The organism is Rhizobium changzhiense, from assembly GCF_013087625.1.
GTDB lineage: Bacteria > Pseudomonadota > Alphaproteobacteria > Rhizobiales > Rhizobiaceae > Rhizobium > Rhizobium sophorae.
On the sequence record NZ_JABFCQ010000001.1, the window covers coordinates 1,347,815 to 1,371,960 of the forward strand.

Below are 24,146 nucleotides of genomic sequence, written 5' to 3' on the forward strand. Positions count from 1 at the left end.
CGGCCCGGTCGAAGTCCGCATAAGCGTTGTTGAGAAGACCGGCTTCGCCGACCCCCTCATCCGCCCTACGGGCACCTTCTCCCCGCTGGGGAGAAGAGGGAATCGAGATGTTGCGGCATATCCCTTCTCCGCAGTCGGGCTAACCCGCCGCCTCAATCGCCCTGCGCATCTGCCTGACGACGGCGACATCCGTCTTGTTTGTGCTTTTCGCCTCGAAACCGAAAGCCACGGCGCGCGGATCGCGGCTTTCAACCGGTGAGCTGCAGGAACCGTGGACCTCGCGGGCGCCGGTCGCCCGTAATATTTCACCGACATTGGCGGGGCGGATGCCGCTGCCAGGCATGATCGAAATGCGCCCGGCCGCCTTTGCCGAGAGGCGCTTCAGCGTTTCGAGACCGTCGGTAGCCTTCAGCGAGCAGCCGGAGGTCAAAATGCGTTCGCAGCCGAGCTCGACCGCCTGTTCCAGCGCCTGGTCGGCATCCGGCACCAGATCGAAAGCGCGATGCAGCGTCGAGCCGAGGCCTGCGGCATGCGCCTTCAAACCGTGGATCAACGGCATGTCGAGAGTGCCATCCGGCCGGTTGGCGCCGATAACCACACCGGCAAGGCCAGCGGCGCGCACGGCATCGATGTCGATCATCATCGCCTCCTCATCTGCCCCGTCGAAGATGAAGGGGCCGGCATGCGGGCGGATCATCGCGTAGACCGGAATGGGTGCCCGGGCGGCGATCCGCATCAGGCTCGGCACCGGCGTCAGGCCGCCGAGTTCCAGCGCCGAGCAGAGCTCGATGCGCCCGGCGCCACCCTCGATCGCGGCGGCAAGGCCTTCGGCGCTGTCGACGCACACTTCCAGCAAGATCGTCACGCTGCAGTCTCCCTGGCTCCGGCGTCCGTCAGCGTTATGGTACGCGCGACGGATTCCGACGTAATTCTCGCCGCCGCCTCGATGATCATTGCGCAGGCATCGGCGGCGGCTTTGCGATGGTTGAAGGCGACGTGATAGGACATCGGCAGATGCTCGTCGAGATCGACGATGCGCACCTTGTCGGCAATCGGCATGGCGCTGACGCGGCCGAGGAAGGAGACGTAACCGTGATTGGCGACGAGGTCGACGATGACAGGCAGTGAATCCGCCGCGGTGATATCCTGGCCGCGCAGGCGCCGGTTGGGCGCGCGTTCATAGCTGAAGGCCATGGCAGCATGGCCGAGGCCGGTACGCGGGCTCGGCATGCAGATCGGGTGGCCGGCGACGAGATCGGCGACACTGGTCTCGGTGCTATCAGGCGGGGCGATCACCACCATGTCGGTCTGCAGCAATTCGCGATGGCGGAAGCTTTCCAGCCCGAAGACCGAATCCAGGATCGCGACATCGATGCGGCCGCTCTTCAGCGCCTCGCGCAGATCGTCGGCGGTCATCGAGACCAGCGAGATCGCATTGTTATTGCGGCGGAGATTCCATTCCGAGACTAGAGTGCCCAGGCAGCGCGCCACCCAGCTTTCCGATCCGGTCGGGATGATCGAGCCGATGCGCAGCGACCGGGCGGTGCGCCGATAACGCTCGTCGGCCGACGATTTCAGGTCGTTCCACGCCTGGCTGATCGCCATGAAGATCTGGTAGGCGCGCCTGCCCTCCTCCGTCAGCACCGAGCCCTGCGCCTGGCGCTCGAACAGGCGGTGCTTAAGAAATTTCTCAAGATTGGCAAGCTGAAGCGAAAGCTGCGGCTGACCGAGGCGAAGGCGGCGGGCGGCCCGGTTGATGCTGCCCTGGTCGGCAACTTCGAGAAAACGCTCCATGGTGACGATCTTGACGGGAATGCGCGATGCCCAGGCCCCGTCGATCTCGGCGGCGGCGCCGTGACCGGCCCATTGGCCGAGCTCAGCGATCGCAGCCATGATCGGCTCCAGGCCTTCCAGCACCCTGCCGCTCGCAATCAGCGTCGCCAGCTCGCCTGAGGCGCGTTCCGTCAGCGTCATCGCCAGTTCGGTCTCGAGATTATGGATTGCCGTCGAGACGGTGGAGGGCGACAGCTGGAACCGCCGCGCGGTCTCGCGGACCGAACCGGAGGTCAGGACATGGCTGGCAATGAACAAGGCACCAAGATGCAAACGGCCACCTCCGGAAAGCGCTGGAAAAACTGGACGATATGATGTGTTCACGAAAAAAGATATCCCTGCCTCCGGAGAGGCGGGCTATCGTTCCCGTCATAAAAAATCCCGGCGGCGGGAAACCGCGAAAGAGCCGGGGAATATCGTGGAAACACGCAAGGGGACAAAAACAAATCGCGCCGGCCTTGGAAAAGGGAATGCGTTTCCGCGCGCGGAGGTGCATTCGCCGCCATAATCGTGCCGCGACCGCAAATACTGGAGGGGGCTTGCATCGATTTTTCGGGCATGCACGCTATTTCCATCACGCACGCAATTCCGGCATGATGGCGGCTTGGTCGCCCTCGCCGGCGGATTTCCTATGCGCAGGCCTCCCGCCTGGGGCTTGAGCCACATTCAACGGGTTTGAAAAGGGGACTTTCTATGCTGAAGAAACTCGCACTTGCCGTATCGCTCTCCGCCTTCGCGGCGGGCGCGGCCCATGCCGCGGATGTCGTCGTCTCGTCGAAGATCGACACCGAAGGCACGCTGCTCGGCAACGTCATCGCGCTCGCTCTCGAAGCGAACGGCATCAAGACGCAGGACCGCATCGCGCTTGGCGCAACACCCGTCGTGCGCAAGGCGATCACCGCCGGCGAAATCGACATCTATCCGGAGTATACCGGCAATGCCGGCTTCTTCTTCAACAAGGCCGATGACGCCGCCTGGAAGAACATCGACCAAGGTTATGAGCTGGCGAAGAAGCTCGACTACGACGCCAACAAGATCGTCTGGCTGACGCCGTCGCCTGCTAATAACACCTGGGCGCTCGCCGTACGCAGCGACGTCGCCGGCCCGAACAACTTGAAGAGCCTCACCGACTTCGGCAAATGGGTTGCCGGCGGCGGTGCTGCCAAGCTTGCCGCCTCCGCCGAATTCGTCAATTCGGCCGGCGCGCTTCCCGCCTTCCAGACGACCTACGGCTTCCAGCTGAAACCCGACCAGATGGTCGTTCTTTCCGGCGGCGATACCGCGGCAACGATCAAGGCGGCCGCCGATCAGACGAACGGCGTCAACACCGCCATGGTCTACGGCACTGATGGTGCGATCGAAGCGGCCGAACTGACCGTTCTCGAAGACGACAAGAATGTGCAGCAGGTCTATGCCCCGACGCCGATCATCCGCGAAGAGGTGCTGAAGGCCAATCCGAAGATCGAGGAAGTGCTCTCGCCGATCTTCAAGAGCCTGACCGCCGACGAGTTGCGCAAGCTCAACGCCAAGATCCAGGTCGACGGCGAGCCGGCAAAGTCGGTTGCCGAAGCCTATCTCAAGGAAAAAGGCTTCCTGAAGTAGTCATAGCCCGCTCCGCCCATCAAGGGCGGAGCCTCCTTTGCTGACAGGGTTGGGCTGACAGGGTTGGCCAGACAGGGTTGATTTGATGGAAGAAACCTTAGCGGTCCGCAAACTGGACCGGCTCGGCGTGGCTCTGGTGGCCGGCGGTATCGCGGCGACAGCACTGATGCCCTTCATCTACGTGAAGGCGAACCGCATTGCCGCCGGCAAGCCGATGCTGCTGATGCAGCTTCTTCCCCAGCCTTCCGTCATCATCCTGACCGTGCTTCTCCTTCTCACCGCCTTCGCCACGCTGTTCCTCACCAATGCGGTAGCCCGGCTTGTTATCGCCACGCTCTGCCTTGCGGCGCTGATCGTGGCGATCGGCCTCGTCTCGACGGCGGCAACGCCGCCCGGCAGCACGGTGGCGCGCATGACGCCCGGCGGCGGCTTCTGGGTGCTGTTTGCCGTGATCGGCCTCGTCATATCCGATGCGCTGGTGAAGATCCGGTTGGCGCCCTGGATGCGGGTCGCAGCCCTTGCAGCCTACACGGCGCTGCTCTTCATCTCGCTCTCCTCCGGCCTGCTCGACAGCCTTTCGATCATGAAGGAATTCTCAACGCGGGCCCCGCAATTCGAGACCGAAGCGATCTCGCATCTGCTGCTGGCGTTCGGCTCGCTTGCCATCGCCATTATTCTCGGCCTGCCGCTCGGCATCCTCTGCTTCTGGGTGCCGAAGCTGCGGGCCATCGTGCTGCAGGGGCTCAGCCTCATTCAGACGATCCCGAGTCTGGCACTCTTCGGTCTGTTGATGCTGCCGCTCGGTTACCTCGCCACCCATGTGCCGCTCGCCGCCGCGATTGGCATCCGCGGCATCGGCACGGCGCCTGCCTTGATTGCGCTGGTGCTCTATTCGCTGCTGCCGATCGTCGCCAACACCGTCGTCGGCCTCCAGGGCGTCGATCCCTCGGTGCGGGATGCTGCGGCCGGCATGGGGCTGACTCGCTTACAGATCCTGACCGGCATCGACATGCCGCTCGCCTTCCCGGTTATCCTCACCGGCATCCGCATCGTGCTGGTGCAGGCGATCGGCATGGTGACGATCGCCGCGCTGATCGGCGGCGGCGGCTTCGGCATCTTCATCTTCCAGGGGCTCGGCCAGACGGCCATGGACCTCGTCCTGCTCGGCGCCGTGCCGACCGTCTTCTTCGCCTTCTCATCGGCCGTCATCCTCGATGCGGTCATCGACAGCATCCGGGGATCCGCCGCATGACCATGATCGAGATCAGGAACGTCACCAAGCGCTATGGCGCCGCCACTGTCGTCGACGACGTCTCGATGAGCGTCGAAAAGGGCGAGATCACCGTCATCGTCGGCACGTCGGGCTCGGGCAAATCGACGCTGATGCGGATGATCAACCGGCTGGTGCCGATCACCGAAGGCGAGATCTTCGTCGGCGGGCAAAATGTGATGGACGTGCCGGTGACCGAGCTTCGCCGCAAGATCGGCTATGCCATCCAGGGGCACGGCCTCTTTCCGCACCGGACCGTGGCGCAGAATATCGCCACCGTCCCGCAGCTCCTCGATTGGGATTCCGCCCGTATCGCCAAACGGGTCGAGGAACTGCTCGGGCTTTTCAACCTCGATCCGGCAACATTTGCCGACAAATATCCGCATCAGCTCTCCGGCGGCCAGCAGCAGCGCGTCGGTGTCGCCCGGGCGCTGGCGGCCGAACCGGAACTGCTGTTGATGGACGAACCCTTCGGGGCGCTCGATCCCGTCATCCGCGGCAAGGCGCAGGACGATCTGTTGGCGATCCAGAAACAGTTCGGTACGACGGTTATTCTCGTCACCCACGACATGGACGAGGCCTTCCATCTCGGCAACCAAATCGCGGTGATGAGCCAGGGCAGATTGCTGCAATGCTCGACGCCGGAAAAGATCCTCACCGACCCGGCCGATCCCTTCGTGCAGCAATTGACCGGCACCTCCGACCGGGCGCTGAAGCTGATGTCGCTGTTGCCGCTGAAGGAAAGCATGGAGCCGGCAAAGAACGGTCTCGCCTATGCCCTGCCGCAATCGCTCAGCCTGCGTGATGCGCTGGCCGAAATGATCTGGCAGGGGGTCGACGAGGCGGCCGTTGAGAACGGCGAGAAGGCTCCGGTTGGATCGATCTCGATGACCCGGCTTCTCGAACTGGGCCGCAAGGCATGAAGCTCGTCGTCGCCAATCTCTTCCGCCTGGCGGCGCTCGCCCTGCTCCTGATCCTGCTGTTCAGGACGGAGTGGCTTTCCTTCCTGCTCACGCCGCTGACCAGCAACAATGCGCCTGCCGTCTATACGCAGAACAGCCTTGCTTCGCTTGCCGCCGGCCACCTGCAGCTGGTGATCGGATCAATCGTCTGCAGCGCCGTGCTTGCCGTTGTCGGCGGCATCTTCGTGACGCGGGAAAGCGGGGCTGACTTCCTGCCGCTGTCGCGTGCCATCGCCAATGCCGGACAGACCTTTCCGCCGGTCGCGGTGCTGGCGCTCGCCGTTCCCGCCACCGGCTTCGGCGCCATGCCGACTCTGATTGCGCTCTTTCTCTACGGCCTGTTGCCGATCTTTGAAAACACCGTCGCCGGCTTGAAGCAGGTTTCGCCGCAGGTGCTCGATGCCGCCGACGGCATGGGCATGAACGGCACGCAGCGGCTGTTTCGCGTCGAGCTGCCGCTTGCCCTGCCGCTGATCCTCGAGGGGCTGAAGGTCGCGACCGTGATCAATATCGGCACGGCGACGATCGGCTCGACGGTGGCGGCCAAGGGCCTCGGCGAGGTGATCATTGCCGGGCTGATTTCCGACAACACCGCCTTCATCCTGCAGGGCGGCCTGATCGTCGGCCTGATGGCGGTGCTGATCTATGATGCCATGGGCTTGGTCGAAGGAGCGATTACGCGAAGAATCGGCTTGCGCGCGGCGTGAGAGGACGGGTACCAAGACTGCGGCGCTGGTAGGGCAATGGGAGGCAGACTTGGCGAAGATGATCCACTCTATGATCCGCGTTCTCGATGAGGCGCGCTCCGTCGAATTCTACGAGAAGGCATTCGGCCTTTCGGTCGCCGACCGCGTCGATTTCGAAACCTTCACGCTGACTTACATGAGCAATGCCGAGACCGGCTTCGAGCTGGAACTGACCGTCAACAAGGGCCGGACCGCGCCCTACGATCAGGGCAATGCCTATGGCCATCTCGCCGTTTCTGTCGAAGAGGTGGCGGTCGAGCGGGAGCGGCTGTCGAAGCTTGGGCTCAAGCCCGGTGAACTGGTGGAGCTCAACCGCGACGGCAAGCTCTTCGGCCTGTTCTTCTTCATCAGCGATCCCGATGGCTACAAGATCGAAGTGCTGCAGCGCCACGGCCGTTTTCTCTAAGGCATCCGACGCCGAACCACCGATACGTTCCAAGCCACAGATAATCCCACAGCTTCAAGCGGCATGCATGAGGAGCCCGCCATGATCGAAAAGACTGCGCTCAATTCCGGCTGGACGCTCTCCTGTAACGATACAGGCAGGCCGGGCCTGCCGGCTGCAATACCGGCGACGGTGCCGGGCTGCGTGCATCTCGACCTTCTCGCCAACCGGCTGATCCCCGATCCCTATATCGACGTCAACGAGATCACCAATGACTGGATCGGCAAGACCGACTGGACCTATCGCTGCAGCTTCGAGGCGATGCCTGGTGATGGCAGGGTGCAGGAACTGGTCTTCGACGGGCTCGATACGGTCGCAGTGATATCCCTGAACGGCGAAGAGATCGGCCGTACCTTCAACATGCACCGCACCTATCGTTTCGATGTTTCGGCACTGCTGAAGGCCGGCGCCAACGAACTCACGGTCACTTTCCGCTCCGCCTACGCCTATGGCGCGGAGATGGAGAAACATTACGGCTACCGTCCCAACAACTATCCGGGGCCGGGCAATCTGATGCGCAAGATGGCCTGCAATTTCGGCTGGGACTGGGGGCCGACGCTGGTAACAGTGGGCCTCTGGAAGCCGGTCCGGCTGGAAAGCTGGGATCGGGCGCGGCTTGCCGAAACTCGGGTGTCGGCAACGCTTGCCGGCGGCGACGGGCTGGTGAAGGTGCATGCCAGACTGGCGCGGCATGGCGACAAGACGCCGTTGAGGCTCGTCGCCGCAATCGGCGGCGTGACCATGACGGTGGCGGTTGGGCCTGACGAAGACGAGGTTTCCTTCGAGCTCGCTCTCCCCTCGCCACAGCTCTGGTGGCCGCACCATCTCGGCGCGCAACCGCTCTACCCGATGACGCTGAAGTTGGTCGACGAAACCGGCGACGATGTACTTGACGCTCTCGAGCGAGAACTGGGTTTCCGCTCCCTGCGGCTCGATACCTCGGCCGACGAACATGGCTCGGCCTTCACCTTCGTCATCAACGATGTGCCGCTCTTCATCTGCGGGGCAAACTGGATACCGGATGATTGTTTTCCGCCGCGGGTTACGGCTGAGCGTTATACCGCGCGGATCGAGGAGGCAAAGGCCGCCAATATTCATATGCTGCGCGTCTGGGGCGGCGGCATCTTCGAGGCCGACGAGTTCTATGAGGCCTGCGACCGCGCCGGCATGCTGGTCTGGCAGGATTTCCTCTTTGCCTGCGCCGCCTATCCGGAGGAAGAACCGCTCAGAAGCGAGGTCGAAGCGGAGGTGCGCGACAATGTCGTGCGGCTGATGGCGCATGCCTCGCTGGTGCTGTGGAACGGCAATAACGAGAACATCTGGGGCTTCGACGAATGGGGCTGGCGGCCGATCATCAAGGCGGGCGAAAGCTGGGGCCTCGGTTATTATCTCGGCCTGCTGCCGAAACTCTGCGCCGAACTTGATCCGGACCGGCCCTATTATCCCGGCAGTCCCTATTCCGGCTCGATGGAGATCGAACCCAATGCCGACGCACATGGCTGCAAACATATCTGGGACGTGTGGAACGATGTCGGCTACGAGGTCTACCGCAATTACATTCCGCGCTTCTGCTCCGAATTCGGCTGGCAGGCGCCGGCGGCCTGGGCGACCATCGAAGAAAGTGTGCACGACCAGCCGCTGACGCCGCAATCGAACGGCGTCTTCCACCATCAGAAGGCAACTGAGGGCAATGACAAGCTGATCCGCGGCCTCTCTGGCCATCTGCCGGAGCCACGGACAATGGACGACTGGCACTTCGCCACCCAGCTCAACCAGGCGCGCGCCATCCGCTTCGGCGTGGAGCACATGCGCTCGCATCGGGATATCTGCAAGGGCGCAGTGGTCTGGCAGTTCAACGATTGCTGGCCGGTGACCTCGTGGGCAGCGCTTGATTCAGCCGGGCGCCGCAAGCCGCTCTGGTATGCGTTGAAGGCCGCCTATGATCCGCGCCTGCTGACGATCCAGCCGCGCGGCGGCGGACTTGCGGCGGTCGCCGTCAATGAACGAACCCTGTTCTGGCGGGCGAAGATGAGCGGCAAACGCCTGAAGCTCGACGGCACCGTGCTTGCCGAATTCGAATTCTGGCGCCTGCTCTGCGACCGCTTCGAGGCAAAGGAATTTCCGCTGCCCAAGGATATCGTCATGCCCGACGTATCGAAGGACGAGGTCATTGTCGTTGAGATGTTGGACAGGCGCGCCTTCCACTATTTCGTCGAGGATATCGAGCTTGCCTTACCAGCACCGCGGCTGACGGTCGATGTCGTCGGGATCGACGGCGGGTATCAGGTCAAGGTGACGGCGCAAAACTTCCTGAAGGATCTATGCCTGATGGCGGATCGGTTGGATCCGGCTGCCGTTGTCGATTCGATGCTGGTGACGCTGCTGCCGGGCGAGAGCCATGTGTTTGTGGTGAGGACGGCAAGGACGATCGTGGCAGAGGACATTGTCGTCGGCACCGTATTGCGCTCGGCCAATGATCTTGTTGTCGGTTCGCGCTAGTGGCTGCCCCTCACCCTTACCCTCTCCCCGTAAAAACGGGGAGAGGGGACGTGCCATGCAAGAGGGGAGCGAGCCAGTCGCCAAACACCAAAAAGGCCCCGCATGCCGCGGGGCCCTTCCAGCTCGGTCTATCGGACGACGTTACATCCAGTAGGGCGGCACGCCGTAGTAATCATAGACCCGGCGGCCATTATCGTTGTACCAGGTGTCGTCATCGTCCGAATAGCTCGGGGCGCCTTCGATCTGCTCCTTGGTCAGGTCAATGCGATAGCCGTCCAGCTGGGTGTCGTAGTTCAGCTTTTCCCAGGGAAGCGGATAGTGATCGTGACCGATGCCCAGGAAGCCGCCGAAGCTCAGCACCGCATAGGCGACGCGGCCGTCGAGCTTTCCGATGATCAGGCGTTCGATCGAGCCGATATGCCTGCCATCCGGACCATAGACGCGGGTGCCTTCGACGCGGTCACTGGCGATCAGTGATTGCGTGTCCTTGACATTCGGGTCACGGCGGGTGGCGTCGGTATCCTGGTTCAACATTGTGCACCTCCTTTGTTGCTTCTGATGAGTGTGCAAGATCAACGTCATGGCGGACTCAAAGTTCCCCATCCTTCCGACGATCGTGCAGCGACCGAATGTTGACGTTTACGTCAAGGTTAGTATAGCTTCATTCGGCTTGAACCGTTCAAGCAATGGCATAAGCTGCCGGACTGGAAGATGGAGGATCTTTCTAGTCGATTGCCGGCTCGGCGCCGGCGGCGGCAGCAAGGGAGAGAGGACAAAGATGAACAGCATTTCCGTCCATCCGAACGGAGCCAAGCCCGACAAACCCTGGCTTGCCGCCTATCCCGATATCGTTCCGGCAGAGATTCCGCCGCTGGAATATGCTTCGCTTACCGAACTGCTCGAAAAATCCTGCGCCCGTTACGCCGACCGGACCGCCTTTTCCAGCATGGGCAAGGCGATGCGCTACCGCGAGCTGGAGAGCCAGACGCGCAAACTCGCAGCCTGGCTGCAAAGCACCGGCCTTCAGAAGGGCGACCGCGTCGCCGTGATGATGCCGAACGTGCTGCAGAATCCGATCGCGACCTACGCCATTCTGCGCGCCGGCCTGGTGGTGGTGAACGTCAACCCGCTCTATACGCCGCGCGAGCTCGAACACCAGTTGCGGGATTCCGGCGCCAAGGCGATCTTCGTGCTGGAGAATTTTGCCCGCACGGTGGAGCAGGTCCTCAACAAGACCGATTTGCGCCATGTCGTCGTCACCTCGCTCGGGGAAATGCTGGGGCCGAAGGGGCTGATCGTCAATTTCGTCGTGCGCAAGGTGAAGAAGCTCGTTCCCTCCTGGTCGATCCCTCAGTGCAAGAGCTTCGGTCAGGTGCTGCGCGAAGGTGCGGGAAAGGAGCTCCGGCCGGTCACCCTAACAGGCGGCGATATCGCCTTCCTGCAATATACCGGCGGTACGACGGGCGTCGCCAAGGGCGCGGTGCTGACGCATGAAAACCTGCTCGCCAACAAGCTGCAGCTATCCCTCTGGCTGCGATCGGCCTTCGAGCGCAAGAAAGAGCCGGAGGTGCTCAATTTCCTCTGCGCCCTGCCGCTCTACCACATCTTTGCGCTGACGGTGAATTCGCTGATGGGCATGTCGCTTGGCGCCCACAATATCCTGATCGCCAATCCGCGTGACATTCCCGGCCTCGTCAAGGAATTCGAAAAATCGAAGGTGCATATCTTCCCCGGCCTCAACACGCTGTTCAATGCGCTGATGAACAATGCCGATTTTGCCAAGCTCGACTTCTCCTCGCTGATCATGTCGCTCGGCGGCGGCATGGCCGTCCAGCGCCCGGTCGCAGAACGCTGGCTGAAGATGACGGGCACGGCGGTGACGGAAGGCTACGGCCTTTCCGAGACATCGCCTGTTGCCACCGCCAACCGCTTCGATTCGCCTGAGTTCACCGGCACAATCGGCCTGCCGCTCCCCTCCACCGACCTCGATATCCGCGACGAGGAGGGCAATTGGCTGCCGCTCGGCCAGGTCGGCGAAATCTGCATCCGCGGGCCGCAGGTGATGGCAGGCTATTGGCAGAAGCCGGAAGAGACGGCGCGGGCGATGACCAACGACGGCTACTTCCGCTCGGGCGACATGGGTTTCATGGACGAACGCGGCTATACCAAGATCGTCGACCGCAAGAAGGACATGATCCTGGTTTCGGGCTTCAACGTCTATCCGAACGAGATAGAGGAAGTCGCCGCCATGCATGCCGGCATCCTCGAGGCCGCAGCCATCGGCGTCCCGGACGGACATTCGGGCGAGGCGGTGAAGCTCTTCGTGGTCAGGAAGGATCCCAACCTGACGGAAGCCGAGGTGAAAGCCCATTGCATCGCCAACCTCACCAACTACAAGCGCCCGCGCTTCATCGAATTCCGCACCGAGCTGCCGAAGTCGCCGGTCGGTAAGATCCTGCGCAAGGACCTGCGCGGCTGAATTTGACGATCTGATGAAATTAAAGCCATCCGCTTGCCGCGGGTGGCTTTTTTCTATTTCGGCAGGTGGCTGAACTTGATTTGCGGGTGAGAAAGCGAATAGTTTCCGCAACCTTTCCGCCTCCAAAGGAGCCTCCCATGAACGCCATCGTCGAACAGCTGAAAAGCACCGCTGATGCCACCAAGGCAACCGATATCCGTGCCGCCTTCGCCGCCGATCAGCAGCGCTTTTCGCGCTTTTCCGTCGCGCTTGACGACCTGCTGATGGATTTTTCCAAGACGGCGGTGAATGACGACATCCTCAAGCTCTTGGTGAAGCTCGCCGAAGAAGGCGGCGTCGAGGCAAAGCGCGAGGAAATGTTCTCCGGCAAGGCGATCAATTTCACCGAGGATCGCGCCGTTCTGCACACCGCGCTGCGCAACCGCTCCAATACGCCGGTTCTGGTCGACGGCAAGGACGTCATGCCCGACGTCAATGCGGTGCTTGCCGCCATGGGCAAGTTTGCCGACGACGTCCGCTCCGGCACGCTGAAGGGCGCGACCGGAAAGGCGATCACCGACGTCATCAATATCGGCATCGGCGGCTCGGATCTCGGGCCGGTGATGGCGACGCTGGCGCTTGCCCCCTTCCATGACGGACCGCGCGCCCATTTCGTCTCCAACATCGACGGCGCCCATATCGCCGATATCCTGAAGCTGGTGCAGCCGGAAACGACGCTGTTCATCGTCGCCTCGAAGACCTTCACCACCGTTGAGACGATGACCAATGCACAGACGGCGCGCAATTTCATCGCCAAGGCGCTCGGCGAAGCGGCCGTGCAGCACCACTTCGCCGCCGTTTCGACGGCACTCGACAAGGTCGCCGCCTTCGGCATCGACAGCGCCCGCGTCTTCGGCTTCTGGGACTGGGTCGGCGGCCGTTACTCGATCTGGTCGGCGATCGGCCTGCCGCTGATGATCGCCGTCGGCCCTGAGAATTTCGGCAAATTCCTCGACGGCGCCCATGCCGTCGACAATCATTTTCGTAAGGCGCCGATTACCGAGAACCTGCCGATGCTGCTCGGCCTGATCGGCTTTTACCATCGCAATGTGCTGGGTTACCCCACCCGCGCCATCCTGCCCTACGACCAGCGCCTGTCGCGCTTCCCGGCCTATCTGCAGCAGCTCGACATGGAATCGAACGGCAAGGGCGTCACCATCGACGGCACGCCGGTCGAAGGCAATTCCGGCCCGGTCGTCTGGGGCGAGCCCGGCACCAACGGCCAGCACGCCTTCTACCAGCTGATCCACCAGGGCACGAGCATCATCCCGGCCGAGTTCATGATCGCCGCCAATGCCTTCGAGCCGGAGCTGCGCCACCAGCACCAGCTTTTGATCTCCAATGTTCTCGCCCAATCGGAAGCGCTGATGAAGGGCCGCACCTTCGCGGAAGCCAAGAAGCAGCTGACCGACAAGGGCATGGACGACAAAAAGGCCGACTTCATCGCGCCGCACCGGGTCTTTACCGGCAACCGGCCGTCGATCACCTTCGTCTACGACAAGCTGACGCCCTATGCGCTCGGCCGGCTGATCGCGCTCTACGAACACCGCGTCTTTGTCGAAGGCGTGCTCTTCCGGATCAACTCCTTCGACCAGTGGGGCGTCGAACTCGGCAAGGAACTGGCGACGGGCCTGCTGCCGGTCGTCGAGGGCAAGGAGAGTGGGGCATCGCATGACTCCTCGACGCAGGGCCTGGTTGCGGCGCTGGCGAAGCTTGCGAAGTAAGCGATCGAGATTGCCCCTCACCCTAACCCTCTCCCCGTTCTGACGGGGAGAGGACGTGCCCTGCCAGAGGCGAGTGAGAAACGGAGAGGTTGCGGCATGTGCTCTTCTCCCCTTGGGGAGAAGGTGCCGGCAGGCGGATGAGGGGGCCGCGCGGCACATCCTTCACCTCATATCCTACCCTGCCTGCGCCCTAAACACGGTCGAGACGAGCGCGGTCGAAGCCCGTATCGACGTTGTGAAGACCGGCTTCGCCGGCCCCCTCATCCGCCCTACGGGCACCTTCTCCCCGCTGGGGAGAAGAGGGAACCGAGAGGCTGCGGGATATCCCTTCACCCTTTTATTGGGGTCTGAAGGATTGGTCGGACCCGTGGCTCGGCCAAGTGCTGGCCGCATCTGCCAGAAGGCATGATGAAGAACGGCCTGCGGTACGAAACCGGATGAACGTTCTTCCAATTAAAAAATTGTAGAATGAATTCTTTCAATTCATTGGAATCGCCCTAGATTCAAGCAAAATCTGTGCGGAAATGCTTCGTTCGTTGTTCTTGTTGGCATCTACACCGGGCCGCTCGCCTCCGGGTCGGCTCTGTCGATGTCGGCGCCTTTACTGCATGGTCCCTGCCAAGTTCAGGAGATGTCTCAAGACGCTCGTCACGCAGCGTTTTCATGTCCCATCTTCTTTAAAGGAAGCTCATGAGCCGTCTTATCGTCGTTTCCAATCGTGTTCCCATGCCCGCCAAAGATGGGAGCGCCGCTGCCGGCGGTCTGGCCGTTGCGCTGCAGGCAGCCCTGCAGGAGCGTGGCGGCATCTGGATGGGGTGGTCGGGAGACTCGAGCGGGGACAGGGAACCTGGCCCGCTGTCGCAACTGCAGAAGGGCAACATCACCTATGCGCTGACCGATCTCACCGACACCGACGTCGAGGAATATTATCGCGGCTTTGCAAACCGTGTTCTCTGGCCCATCTGCCATTATCGACTGGACCTCGCCGAATATGGCCGGAAGGAAATGGCCGGCTATTTCCGCGTCAACCGCTTCTTAGCTCACCGGCTGGCGCCGATGATCGAGCCGGACGACACCATCTGGGTTCATGATTACCACCTCATACCGCTGGCGGCTGAACTGCGCCAGATGGGGCTGAAGAACCGGATCGGCTTCTTCCTGCACATTCCATGGCCGCCGGCCGACATTCTGGTCACGATGCCCGTTCATGAAGAAATCATGCGTGGCCTCTCGCATTATGATCTCGTCGGCTTCCAGACCGATTACGACCTCCAGAATTTTGCCGGTTATCTCAGGAGGGAGGGAATTGGCGACGACCTTGGAAATGGATTGTTTGATTCCCATGGGCGGATATTCAAGGCCGGTGCCTATCCGATCGGGATCGAAACCGCGGGCTTCGCCGAGTTCGCCGAGAGGGCCGCAAACAATATCATGGTACAGAAGACCCGGCGCAGCATTGAAGGCCGGGACATGATCATCGGGGTCGACCGCCTCGATTATTCAAAGGGCATCATTCAGCGGCTGGAAGCGTTCGAACGCTTCCTCACCAGCAATCCTGGCTACCAGAACAAGGTGACCTATCTGCAGGTCACGCCGAAGTCGCGATCGGAAGTTCCCGAATACGAACATATGCAGAAGATGGTCGCCGAACAGGCAGGCCGTGTGAACGGTGCCATTGGAACGGTCGACTGGGTGCCGATCCGCTATGTCAACCGATCGATCAGCCGCAACGTGCTTGCCGGCCTCTACCGGCTGGCGACGATCGGGCTGGTCACGCCGTTGCGCGACGGCATGAACCTCGTCGCCAAGGAATATGTCGCCGCTCAGGATCCCGATCGCCCGGGCGTATTGTTGCTATCGCGCTTCGCCGGCGCGGCCCGAGAGTTGAAGGGCGCGCTGCTGGTCAATCCTTACGATGTCGAAGGCACTGCCAATGCCCTCGCCAGGGGTCTTGCCATGTCGCTGGAGGAGCGCCGCGACCGCTGGAGCATGATGATGGAGCATCTGCTAACCCACGACGTCTCGCTTTGGTGCGAAAACTTCTTGGGGGACTTGGTACTTGCTCTCGAGCTTCGACCGGAGCGTGACCCCGGATAGGCTCCTGATCGATCGACGTCGACCCGTCCTTCGGACCCGAGGGAAGAAGAGGGAATCGAGACGTTGCGGCATATCCCTTCGCCCCGCGAGCGGGGAGAAGGTGGCGGCAGCCGGATGAGGGGCGAAGCTGGCTTAAGCCTTAAAGGCCAATTTCACGCGCCCAGGGCGGATTGGCGCCGGCGCGGGAGACGGTGACGGCGGCGGCTTTGGCGCCGAGGGTCAGGGCGTTGCGGAGTGCCTTTTCGTCGAGCGAGGCGACCTGCGGTTTGGTGAGCAGATTATCCATCTTCAGCGAAGCCAGGATGCCGGCATCGAAGGTGTCGCCGGCACCGACCGTGTCGACGACGGTGACGCGCTCACTCGGCACCGTCACCTTGCGATCCTTGGTATAACCGGAAGCGCCTTCCGCGCCCTTGGTGATGACGACGAGCTTGGCGCCGTGGTTCAGCCAATGGGCGGCGAGCGCATCATGGTCGCCCTGCAGGCCGAACCATTCGAGATCCTCGTCGGAGAATTTGACGATGTCGGACTTCGCAGCCATGCGCTTGATGCGGGCCATATGCGACGGCTTGTCCTTGATGAAACCCGGACGGATATTCGGATCGAGCGAGATGACGCGGCGAGCGGCTTCGCGGTCGAGCAGGGCTTCATAGGTTTCGCCGCAGGGGCTCGGGATCAGGCTGATCGCGCCGAAATGCAGCGCTTCGCAATCGTCGCCGAGATCAGGCAGGTCGGCCGTGGTGATCATCCGGCCGGCCGTGCCCTCATCGTAGAAGGCATAGGTCGCCTGGCCGTTCACCAGCTTGACGAAGGCGATGGTCGAGGGACGCGGGGTGATGGCGCAGGGGCTGTAATCGACGTTGCTCGCCTTCAGCGTTTCGAGCAGGATTTCGCCCATCATGTCATCGGCAATGCCGGTGAAGAAGGCGGTGGGGATGCCGAGGCGGCCGAGCGCGATGGCGGTGTTGAAGATCGCGCCGCCGGCATAGGGCGCAAAGCCCTTTTCGCCGAGGGTCGTGTCCCTTGGCAGCATGTCGATCAAGGCTTCGCCGCAGCACAAAATCATCGTATTCCTCCCAACAGCACTGATACGTTCATCAACCGATTAAGCGAGCTTTTGTCAACCGGCTAGAGCGAAAGCTCACTAACGCCACCATTTCTTCCCGACCAGGCCAGCGGCGCATCGAGGAAGGCCTCGACCTCCGACAGCGTCTTGTCGTCGAAGAGTTTCTGCTCCTTGGCAACGGCCAGAACATTCCGCCAGGTGGCGATGTGATGCAGCCTGACCTTGCCGTCGCCAAAGCGCTGTTCGCCGAAAATGCCGTAGAAGAACAGCGCGATGCCGTGATCGACGATACCGCCGGCGGCACGGATGGCATCGATGAACTTGAACATGCTGCCGCCTGCCGTCGTCAGGTCTTCGATGACCAGCACCCGCGACCCTTCCGGCATGTTGCCTTCGATCTGGGCATTGCGGCCATGGCCCTTCGGCTGCTTGCGAACATAGATCATCGGCAGGCCGAGACGATCGGCCAGCAGGGCGGCGAAGGGAATGCCGGCGGTCTCGCCGCCGGCGATGCAATCGAACTGCTCGAAACCGGCGTCGCGCAGCAGGGTGCTGGCGGCAAAATCCATCACCGTCGAGCGGATGCGCGGGAAGGAGAGCAACTTGCGGCAATCGATATAAACCGGGCTCGCCATGCCGGAGGAAAGCTTATAGGGCTGATCGGCATTGAAATGGACCGCCTTGATTTCCCAGAGCATCTTGGCCAGCAATTCGGCCATCACGGCACGGTCGGGAAATGTGGTTTGGATCATGCGGCTCTCCTTCGGCTTGGATCCCTGCGGGAATAGCAGCAAGAGCCCGCCGTTTCCAGACGAAAGGCGGGCTATTGCTGCAGCAGGCGGCCGATATCAACGATCTGCATCTTCTTGAACAGGGCGACTGCCTGAGCGCCCTCCTCCGCATCCAGCGAAACGGCATAACGCACGCCGGCGGCAAGCAGCTGCATCGTCAGCCGGGCGATCGCGAGCAGCTCCTTCCGGTCGCGATCCGGCCATAGGCGGATAAGCACCGCGAGAAATGCCTGGGCATGGAATTCCATGTCCTCGGCATCGACCTGTTGCAGCAGCTTGTCGGTATGGGTCGCATGCCAGATGTCGCGCATGACAGGCTCGCGGCGGAAGAAGGCGTAATATTCGTCGACGATATTGGCGAGCGCGCCCTGCAGGGCTGCAGCGTCGGTCACCTTCGCCAGTTCCTCCTCGACGCATCGCCTGCCCTCTTCGTTGAAGCGCTCGGCCAATGTGCGGATGATCGAGGTCTTGTCCGGGAAATATTGGTAGAGGGCGCCGAAGGAGAGACCAGCCTTTTCGACAATCTCGCTCATCTTTAAGCCGTCGCTGCCATGGCTTTCGATCAGCTCGGCGGCAACCGCGAGGATCTTTTCGAAGCGCTCGCGGCCGCGCTGCTGGCTGGGAATGCGGCGCAGCTGGCCGGTAGACTCCTGCTGGCGTCTGCGCGTTGCGACCGGCTGTTCCGACATGCTCTCTCCTTTTCCACGTTGACAAACAAAATAAGAGAGATTATCTCATTTTGCAAATGAGAGAGTTTCTCTTGTTTGCAATGTTTGGGAGGAGTTTTGACATGCAAACTTCCGAAATCGTTCTCGTCGGTGGATCGGGAAAGACCGGCGGCCGCATCATCAAGCGCCTGGAAGAGCGCGGGCACAGCGTTCGCGCCGCATCGCGCTCCAGCGCCCGTCCCTTCGACTGGGAGGACAGGTTGACCTGGCACGGCGCGCTTGACGGCGCATCGAGCGCCTATGTCGCCTTCCAGCCGGATCTTTCCGTCGCCTGGGCGGCAGAAGCGATCGGGGCACTCGCCAAGGTCGCCAGGGAATGTGGCCTTGAACATATCGTGCTGCTCTCCGGCCGCGGCGAAGAGGGCGCGCAACGCAGCGAAGCGGCGCTGAAAGCCTCCGGCATTGACGCCACCATCCTGCGCGCCTCCTGGTTCTGCCAGAATTTCAGCGAGGGCGCCTTTGTCGAGCAGATCCTGGGCGGCCGCCTGCAGTTGCCGGCGGGCGAGATCAGCGAACCTTTCATCGATGCCGACGACATTGCCGATGCCGCCGTCGCCGCCTTGACCGATCCGCACCACCGCAACAAGACTTACGAACTGACCGGCCCGCGAGCGCTGACATTCCGCCAGGCGGTCGCCGAGATCGCCGCGGCCACTGGCCGGCCGATCGAATATGAGCAGGTGTCGATGGCGGATTTCACCGGCGGGCTTGCGGATGCCGGCCTGCCGCAGGACCTGATCGATCTTCTGAAGGAACTCTTCGGCCAGGTGCTCGATGGGCGCAACTCCGGCACCATGGGCGGTGTGGCCGAAATTCTCGGCCGTCCCGCCACCGATTTCAGCGAATATGCCCGCCGGACCGCGGCAACCGGACTATGGAGCTGACCATGCAGATCATTCTCATCATCTCCCTCGTCGCCGCGGCGATCGGCAGCGGTCTCGTCGCCGGTATCTTCTTCGCCTTCTCGACCTTCATCATGACCGCCTTCTCGCGGATTCCTGCAGAACAAGGCATCGCGGCGATGAATTCGATCAACGTGACGATCGTCCGCTCGCCCTTCATGGGCCTCTTCGTGCCGACGGCGATCCTCTGCCTCGTCATCGCCGTGCTCGCCCTGATCAACTGGCGCGGCGGGGCATCTTTTCTAATGCTGGCAGGTGCAGCCCTCTATGTCTTCGCCTCCTTCGTCTCGACCATCATCTTCAACGTGCCGATGAACGATGCGCTGGCAAAGGTCGGCGGCAACGGGACGGAAGCGGTTCAGCTCTGGACCACCTATGTCAGGGACTGGACGTGGTGGAACCATGTGAGAACGATCGCGTCGCTGCTTGCCTCGGTGGCCTTCGTGCGGGCGTTGATGATCGTTTGAGAAGCAAGCGGGAGAGCTGGCCGCTCCAGCTTATTTGCCAGCATCCCGGCTTCGGAAAGAGCGCCAGGCTGAGATCACAGCGAGCAACAAGAACAGCCCTGCCAAACCAGCCCACAGAGAGCCGCCTTGCGTCAGGTTGTCACCGTCGGGAGTGAGGCAACTGGATAGGGCCTGCGATATGCAATCTCGGAACTTCCAGTACCTTTCATAGAATAACCATCCGAAGACAATCGACAGAAGCGCTAAAATCAGCACCGAAACATATTTCATCTGGTTCCCCATCCTACCGACCAGGACTCATTTCCATTGAAACAACATCGATTGTGTGACTGTAGGTTCCAAGGACGGAGATGCAAGCGCCGACATCCAAGGAGCGCCATCCTTGTAGTTTGTCGTTGGTGTATAAAGTGGTTCCGCGACCTCCTAGACGTAGCCAAAATGGCTTTTACTGCCCTGATCGTGCCCCCTTGAAGCCGCCAGCCGAAATGTGTCACAGAGTGATTGACAGGTTGCGATGTAAAGAGCGGTACGTTGTCCATGGGGTCGAAGGAGAGTGTCAAGTGGCCGCTCGGTAAACTGGGCCGGATCCTTCTGACCATGTTACTTTTGCCGGCTGTACTTGCCATTTTCGTCCAGATACCCGGCTTTAACTTTCTGCCGTCAAACGAGTGGATCTCCAAGGCGGCCCTTCCTGCTCTCGCCGTCGGCGTGGTCTCTGCGGCATTGCCGTTTTGGCTCATTTTGAAGAGCAGGCGCGAGATCGACGGCGTGAGGAAAGGTTTCGGCCTGCTAATCGCTCCGATCGCTGGTTATTTCTGCGGAAAGCACCTCGTCATCATCGCGGTGCCGATGCTATTCGCCTTTATCGCTGGCCATCGGGTGGAGCTTTCTTTCACCGTCGTCGACGCCCATGAATGGGGTAGCAAAAAATGCCGGTCACCGGTTCAGGTCGAAGGGGTTCCGATGCTATTCGACGAAATTTGCCGTGTCCCTGAGAACATCAGGCGGGAACTTGGACCGGGACAGCGGATCGCCGTTTCGGGGCGAGGCACCAGTCGGGGTGTCTTTGTGGAAAGTCTGCGCCGGGTAGATTGAAGAAACGCCGCGCCTCGAAGGCTTTCCGGATGAGTTCGGCGGGGCATGATCTCCGTCGGCACCAGCGCAAACTCTTCGCCGCCGAGCCGGGCCGCGGTATCGCCGGGGCGGCAACGTGCCGTCAGTTCATCGGCGAAGACCTGGAGCACGCGGGCGCCGGCGGCCTGGCGATAGCGGTCGTTGACCGATTTGTCACCTATAAGCCAAGCTGCGCTGACAACTACGTCTGCTGGCAAAAGGCGATACGGTTGCTGAAGGGGTCGATGACGGTCATCTCCAGCCCCCACGGTGCTTCCTCGACGCCGGGCTTCATGTAGCGGTAGTCCTTGCCTGAGAGTTCGGCGTGATAGGCCCGCACATTGGCGACGCGGGCGAAGGCCTTGGCGCCGGGGCTGGCGTCGCCGGAATGTTCGCTGAGATGCAGCGCCATGCCGTCGCGCGAGACCTGACAATAGAGCGGGAAGTTTTCGCCGAAACGGTGCTCCCAATCGAGATGGAAGCCGAGGAAGCCGCAATAGAACTCCATGGCCTTTTCGACCGAGAAGATGCGGAAAATCGGCATCGGCGGCTCGATGCCGATGGCGGAGGGGTTAGCCCCTGCCGCATCGATCTTTGCCGAGAGGATATTCCATTGATCGAGCCCGAACTGGCGGGCGACGATTTCGAGGGTCTCGCTGTGGGTTAGCGAAATGTCGCGGTCGGCGAGAGCCTGCCGCAATGTTTTTGCCATGAGCTTGGCATCGCGAAAATCGCGCATGATGTCATCCTTCCGTTGGCGGCAAACAGGAAGATCAGTGCCCGCGTCTGCTGACCCGTTCGCCATCGATCGCCAAACGGCAAGGGATGTGAAGGATGGTATCTGGATGCATTCACCATAACGCCAAAGTGTCAAACGTCGGGCGTCGCGGGGCGGCTGGCCGCATCCGGCCGAGGGCGATATTATGAGAGGGCCGCTCAGGAATCAAGACGCGGTGCGCGATGCCTCGAGCGGAACCGCCTGCAGGTGGCTGGCAAGTTCGACCCGGTTGCGGCCGGCCCGCTTGGCGACGTAGAGCGCCTTGTCGGCGGCACTCAGCATGGCGTCGAAATCTAGGCTCTTCGAGCGGCCGGGCGCGACGCCGACGCTGACCGTACATTTCAGCACTTCGTTGTCTATCTGGATCTCGCGCGCCTCGAACGCCCGGCGGATGCGCTCGGCCGCGAGTTCAGCCCGGCCGGGCATGATCTCCTTCAGCACCAGCGCGAATTCCTCGCCGCCGAGCCGGGCGGCGATGTCGCCGGTGCGGCAATGGGCGGCGAGCTCGCCGGCGAAGGCCTTGATCACGCTGTCGCCGGCGGCATGGCCGAAGCGGTCGTTGACGGATTTGAAATGGTCGATATCGAAGACGATGACGGCGGTGGTGTTGCCCATCGGGCGCGTGCCGTACTCGTCGAACAGGGCGCGGCGGTTGAGCAGGCCGGTCAGCGGATCGGTGATTGCCTCGAGGCGATGGCGGGCGGCGAGCCGCCATTGATGCAGCGCCAGCGACAGCGCGCCGATCCCGGTCATGCCGGCGATGCAGACGGCCAGACTCAGATCTTCGGCCCAGTTGCTGGGGGCCTTGCCGAGCACCAGCTTGCCGTCTGATATCAGCACGGCGGCGCAAAGCACGAAGGAGATCGCCGTCAACGTATAAAGCGCTGTGATGCCGAGGAGCGGCGCCGGTGCTTCGGCACGGGCGAGCCAATATTGCCGGGCGGTGGCAAAGAGCAAAAGGGCGATGGCGAGATTGTCGACGATGAAAGCCAGACCGTCATACCCCGATAACATCGGCACCACGGAAAAGACCATCGCCGCGAGCGCACGGATCGCGATGGCTCGGATGGACAGGTGACCAGTGAGGAACTGTCTGCCCGCACCCCATATGGTGGCAAAACCGGCATGAAACAGCACGAAGTTGCCGACGCCGAACCACTTCTCAGGTGTCGTCACATAGGCGCTGTAGACAAAAATGCCGCTGACGACGAGGACCAGGCCGACGGTGGCGGTGAGCAGCACGGTTTCCGCCCGGCGGACAAGCCAGCTGCCCATCAGCGTCACGGCAAGGCAGGCCGCGGAAACGGCGAGCGCCAGCAAGAGGGAGTTATAGTCAAGCATCATGCTTCTCAGCCTCCGCGACTGCAGCCGCGCCGGATGATGTCGGCAGCTCATGGGGTCGGTGCTGAGGAATGTCTTATGCATCCGTTAACAAATGATGCACCGCACAATACAAATGTTACGCGTTTAACGTTAGGCCGGGATTTAGGATAAAAAATCCATTTAAAATTGAATTCTGCGAGCTTACGCCTGCTGGATCACCTGCCAGTGCAGGGGAAACATCGGATCGAACACCGTCACCGGGCCTGCGCCGGTTTCTATCTTGGCGGGAAAGATGATCGGGTCGGCCTGCCGTGACAGGGTGATGCGATCTTCGTTCGGCTGAAGCCCGTACCAAGCCGGTCCGTTCAACGACACGAAGGCTTCGAGCCGCTCCAGGGCGCCCTCCTGTTCGAAGACATGGGCGAGGCAGCTCATCGTATTGACCGAGGTATAGATGCCGGCGCAGCCGCAGGCGCATTCCTTCAGCGGGTCGATATGCGGGGCCGAATCCGTGCCGAGGAAGAAGCGCGGATCGCCGCTGGTGGCGGCGGCGCGCAAGGCCAGCCGATGGTTTTCGCGCTTGGCGACGGGCAGGCAGTAATAATGCGGGCGGATGCCGCCGACGAGGATGGCGTTGCGGTTGATGATCAGATGGTGGGTGGTGATCGAGCCGGCAAGATTGCCCTTGGCCGCCTTGATGTAATCGACGCCATCTGATGTCGTCACATGCTCCATCGTCACCTTCAGCTCCGGCAGGCGCTGCCGCAGCGGATCGAGCACGGTCTCGATGAAGACAGCCTCGCGGTCGAAGATATCGACCTCCGGCGTCGTCACCTCGCCATGGACGCAGAGCGGCAGGCCGATCTTTGCCATGCGCTCCAGCACCGGCATCGCCTTTTCCATGTCGCGGACGCCGCCATGCGAATTGGTTGTGGCGCCGGCGGGATAAAGCTTGACGGCGGTGATGAGGCCACTGTTCTTCCCCTCCTCCACGTCATCGGGGCTGGTATGCTCGGTCAGATAAAGCGTCATCAGCGGCTGGAAACGATGACCCTCCGGCAAGGCCTTGAGGATACGCTCGCGATAGGCCTTGGCGTCAGCAGTGGTGACGACCGGCGGCACGAGATTGGGCATGATGATGGCGCGGGCGAAGGTGCGGCTCGTATCGGCGATCACGCCTTCCAGCATGGCGCCGTCGCGCAGATGCAGATGCCAGTCATCAGGACGGCGGATGGTGATCGATTGCATGGCAGGCCTCCGAAGCGATGCGTCTGCGGCCTCG

Annotated in this window: 21 protein-coding genes and 1 pseudogene; 12 read left to right on the forward strand and 10 right to left on the reverse strand. The window is 61.8% G+C overall.

All coding sequences use genetic code 11. The annotated features are described in order from the left end of the window. Positions 1 to 139: 139 nt before the first annotated feature. Positions 140 to 865 (reverse strand): copper homeostasis protein CutC, encoded by a 726-nt coding sequence (locus G9X68_RS06705; protein WP_171601739.1) that lies wholly within the window; start codon positions 863 to 865, stop codon positions 140 to 142. Further along, entirely contained in the window at positions 862 to 2,106 is a 1,245-nt protein-coding gene (locus G9X68_RS06710; RefSeq protein WP_171601740.1) for a LysR family transcriptional regulator, read from the reverse strand. The genes G9X68_RS06705 and G9X68_RS06710 overlap by 4 nt, the downstream gene beginning before the upstream one ends. A gap of 420 nt (positions 2,107 to 2,526) precedes the next feature. Between G9X68_RS06710 and osmF the strand changes: the two genes are divergently transcribed. The 6 genes from osmF (at position 2,527) to G9X68_RS06740 (ending at position 9,357) form a co-directional block, all read left to right on the forward strand. After that, positions 2,527 to 3,435 (forward strand): glycine betaine ABC transporter substrate-binding protein OsmF, encoded by a 909-nt coding sequence (gene osmF, locus G9X68_RS06715; protein WP_077977455.1) that lies wholly within the window; start codon positions 2,527 to 2,529, stop codon positions 3,433 to 3,435. An 85-nt stretch (positions 3,436 to 3,520) separates the two neighbouring features. Beyond that, positions 3,521 to 4,687, forward strand: coding sequence for an ABC transporter permease (locus tag G9X68_RS06720; protein WP_171601741.1), 1,167 nt, complete (start codon positions 3,521 to 3,523; stop codon positions 4,685 to 4,687). Continuing rightward, positions 4,684 to 5,628 carry an ABC transporter ATP-binding protein gene (locus G9X68_RS06725; RefSeq protein WP_171601742.1) on the forward strand — a complete coding sequence of 315 codons (945 nt, stop codon included), beginning with the start codon at positions 4,684 to 4,686 and terminating at the stop codon, positions 5,626 to 5,628. The genes G9X68_RS06720 and G9X68_RS06725 overlap by 4 nt, the downstream gene beginning before the upstream one ends. Then, on the forward strand, positions 5,625 to 6,374 hold the full coding sequence (locus tag G9X68_RS06730) for an ABC transporter permease (protein ID WP_171601743.1): 750 nt from the start codon (positions 5,625 to 5,627) through the stop codon (positions 6,372 to 6,374). Before G9X68_RS06725 ends, G9X68_RS06730 begins: the two co-directional genes overlap by 4 nt. Positions 6,375 to 6,423: 49 nt before the next feature. After that, positions 6,424 to 6,819, forward strand: coding sequence for a VOC family protein (locus G9X68_RS06735; RefSeq protein ID WP_168307861.1), 396 nt, complete (start codon positions 6,424 to 6,426; stop codon positions 6,817 to 6,819). Between the two features lie 81 nt (positions 6,820 to 6,900). After that, positions 6,901 to 9,357 carry a glycoside hydrolase family 2 protein gene (locus tag G9X68_RS06740; RefSeq protein ID WP_171601744.1) on the forward strand — a complete coding sequence of 819 codons (2,457 nt, stop codon included), beginning with the start codon at positions 6,901 to 6,903 and terminating at the stop codon, positions 9,355 to 9,357. Positions 9,358 to 9,498: 141 nt separating this feature from the next. Here G9X68_RS06740 and G9X68_RS06745 read toward each other — a convergent pair whose 3' ends face one another. Continuing rightward, positions 9,499 to 9,891 (reverse strand): PRC-barrel domain-containing protein, encoded by a 393-nt coding sequence (locus G9X68_RS06745; protein ID WP_171601745.1) that lies wholly within the window; start codon positions 9,889 to 9,891, stop codon positions 9,499 to 9,501. Between the two features lie 244 nt (positions 9,892 to 10,135). Between G9X68_RS06745 and G9X68_RS06750 the strand changes: the two genes are divergently transcribed. From G9X68_RS06750 to otsA, 3 genes are all read left to right on the forward strand, one after another. Further along, complete coding sequence (locus tag G9X68_RS06750; protein WP_171601746.1) at positions 10,136 to 11,836, forward strand: long-chain fatty acid--CoA ligase; 1,701 nt, start codon at positions 10,136 to 10,138, stop codon at positions 11,834 to 11,836. Between the two features lie 137 nt (positions 11,837 to 11,973). Further along, a complete protein-coding gene (gene pgi / locus G9X68_RS06755; protein WP_171601747.1) occupies positions 11,974 to 13,599 on the forward strand; it encodes a glucose-6-phosphate isomerase in 1,626 nt (541 codons plus the stop codon). A gap of 690 nt (positions 13,600 to 14,289) precedes the next feature. Continuing rightward, positions 14,290 to 15,696 carry an alpha,alpha-trehalose-phosphate synthase (UDP-forming) gene (otsA, locus tag G9X68_RS06760; RefSeq protein ID WP_171601748.1) on the forward strand — a complete coding sequence of 469 codons (1,407 nt, stop codon included), beginning with the start codon at positions 14,290 to 14,292 and terminating at the stop codon, positions 15,694 to 15,696. Positions 15,697 to 15,835: 139 nt separating this feature from the next. Here the strand turns inward: otsA and G9X68_RS06765 are convergent, their stop codons facing one another. The 3 genes from G9X68_RS06765 to G9X68_RS06775 form a co-directional block, all read right to left on the reverse strand. Then, positions 15,836 to 16,762, reverse strand: coding sequence for a carbohydrate kinase family protein (locus G9X68_RS06765; protein ID WP_171601749.1), 927 nt, complete (start codon positions 16,760 to 16,762; stop codon positions 15,836 to 15,838). 62 nt (positions 16,763 to 16,824) lie between these two features. After that, positions 16,825 to 17,514, reverse strand: coding sequence for an orotate phosphoribosyltransferase (locus G9X68_RS06770; protein WP_168307867.1), 690 nt, complete (start codon positions 17,512 to 17,514; stop codon positions 16,825 to 16,827). A gap of 71 nt (positions 17,515 to 17,585) precedes the next feature. Beyond that, on the reverse strand, positions 17,586 to 18,242 hold the full coding sequence (locus tag G9X68_RS06775; RefSeq protein ID WP_171601750.1) for a TetR/AcrR family transcriptional regulator: 657 nt from the start codon (positions 18,240 to 18,242) through the stop codon (positions 17,586 to 17,588). A 101-nt stretch (positions 18,243 to 18,343) separates the two neighbouring features. Here G9X68_RS06775 and G9X68_RS06780 point away from each other — a divergent pair, with 101 nt between their 5' ends. The 3 genes from G9X68_RS06780 (at position 18,344) to G9X68_RS06790 (ending at position 20,745) form a co-directional block, all read left to right on the forward strand. After that, a complete protein-coding gene (locus tag G9X68_RS06780) occupies positions 18,344 to 19,165 on the forward strand; it encodes an NmrA family NAD(P)-binding protein (RefSeq protein WP_171601751.1) in 822 nt (273 codons plus the stop codon). A gap of 2 nt (positions 19,166 to 19,167) precedes the next feature. Continuing rightward, positions 19,168 to 19,650 carry an anthrone oxygenase family protein gene (locus G9X68_RS06785; RefSeq protein ID WP_244956116.1) on the forward strand — a complete coding sequence of 161 codons (483 nt, stop codon included), beginning with the start codon at positions 19,168 to 19,170 and terminating at the stop codon, positions 19,648 to 19,650. 537 nt (positions 19,651 to 20,187) lie between these two features. After that, positions 20,188 to 20,745: a hypothetical protein gene (locus tag G9X68_RS06790; RefSeq protein ID WP_171602173.1), complete on the forward strand. Its 558-nt coding sequence runs from the start codon at positions 20,188 to 20,190 to the stop codon at positions 20,743 to 20,745. Positions 20,746 to 20,780: 35 nt separating this feature from the next. Here G9X68_RS06790 and G9X68_RS31815 read toward each other — a convergent pair. From G9X68_RS31815 to pyrC, 4 genes and pseudogenes are all read right to left on the reverse strand, one after another. Next, a pseudogene (locus G9X68_RS31815) lies at positions 20,781 to 20,936 on the reverse strand (diguanylate cyclase domain-containing protein); the annotation flags it as partial. 29 nt (positions 20,937 to 20,965) lie between these two features. Further along, complete coding sequence (locus G9X68_RS06800; protein WP_168307871.1) at positions 20,966 to 21,502, reverse strand: glyoxalase superfamily protein; 537 nt, start codon at positions 21,500 to 21,502, stop codon at positions 20,966 to 20,968. A 204-nt stretch (positions 21,503 to 21,706) separates the two neighbouring features. Continuing rightward, a complete protein-coding gene (locus G9X68_RS06805) occupies positions 21,707 to 22,885 on the reverse strand; it encodes a GGDEF domain-containing protein (protein WP_168307872.1) in 1,179 nt (392 codons plus the stop codon). A gap of 180 nt (positions 22,886 to 23,065) precedes the next feature. Continuing rightward, on the reverse strand, positions 23,066 to 24,112 hold the full coding sequence (gene pyrC / locus G9X68_RS06810) for a dihydroorotase (RefSeq protein WP_171601753.1): 1,047 nt from the start codon (positions 24,110 to 24,112) through the stop codon (positions 23,066 to 23,068). Positions 24,113 to 24,146 lie beyond the last annotated feature (34 nt).

Bases quoted from the DNA above. Each gene is read 5' to 3' on its own strand.
- osmF (WP_077977455.1), top strand. From the start codon at position 2,527: ATGCTGAAGAAACTCGCACTTGCCGTATCGCTCTCCGCCTTCGCGGCG.
- G9X68_RS06720 (WP_171601741.1), top strand. From the start codon at position 3,521: ATGGAAGAAACCTTAGCGGTCCGCAAACTGGACCGGCTCGGCGTGGCT.
- G9X68_RS06725 (WP_171601742.1), top strand. From the start codon at position 4,684: ATGACCATGATCGAGATCAGGAACGTCACCAAGCGCTATGGCGCCGCC.
- G9X68_RS06730 (WP_171601743.1), top strand. From the start codon at position 5,625: ATGAAGCTCGTCGTCGCCAATCTCTTCCGCCTGGCGGCGCTCGCCCTG.
- G9X68_RS06740 (WP_171601744.1), top strand. From the start codon at position 6,901: ATGATCGAAAAGACTGCGCTCAATTCCGGCTGGACGCTCTCCTGTAAC.
- G9X68_RS06745 (WP_171601745.1), bottom strand. From the start codon at position 9,891: ATGTTGAACCAGGATACCGACGCCACCCGCCGTGACCCGAATGTCAAG.
- G9X68_RS06750 (WP_171601746.1), top strand. From the start codon at position 10,136: ATGAACAGCATTTCCGTCCATCCGAACGGAGCCAAGCCCGACAAACCC.
- pgi (WP_171601747.1), top strand. From the start codon at position 11,974: ATGAACGCCATCGTCGAACAGCTGAAAAGCACCGCTGATGCCACCAAG.
- otsA (WP_171601748.1), top strand. From the start codon at position 14,290: ATGAGCCGTCTTATCGTCGTTTCCAATCGTGTTCCCATGCCCGCCAAA.
- G9X68_RS06765 (WP_171601749.1), bottom strand. From the start codon at position 16,762: ATGATTTTGTGCTGCGGCGAAGCCTTGATCGACATGCTGCCAAGGGAC.
- G9X68_RS06770 (WP_168307867.1), bottom strand. From the start codon at position 17,514: ATGATCCAAACCACATTTCCCGACCGTGCCGTGATGGCCGAATTGCTG.
- G9X68_RS06775 (WP_171601750.1), bottom strand. From the start codon at position 18,242: ATGTCGGAACAGCCGGTCGCAACGCGCAGACGCCAGCAGGAGTCTACC.
- G9X68_RS06780 (WP_171601751.1), top strand. From the start codon at position 18,344: ATGCAAACTTCCGAAATCGTTCTCGTCGGTGGATCGGGAAAGACCGGC.
- G9X68_RS06785 (WP_244956116.1), top strand. From the start codon at position 19,168: ATGCAGATCATTCTCATCATCTCCCTCGTCGCCGCGGCGATCGGCAGC.
- G9X68_RS06790 (WP_171602173.1), top strand. From the start codon at position 20,188: ATGGGGTCGAAGGAGAGTGTCAAGTGGCCGCTCGGTAAACTGGGCCGG.
- G9X68_RS06800 (WP_168307871.1), bottom strand. From the start codon at position 21,502: ATGCGCGATTTTCGCGATGCCAAGCTCATGGCAAAAACATTGCGGCAG.
- G9X68_RS06805 (WP_168307872.1), bottom strand. From the start codon at position 22,885: ATGATGCTTGACTATAACTCCCTCTTGCTGGCGCTCGCCGTTTCCGCG.
- pyrC (WP_171601753.1), bottom strand. From the start codon at position 24,112: ATGCAATCGATCACCATCCGCCGTCCTGATGACTGGCATCTGCATCTG.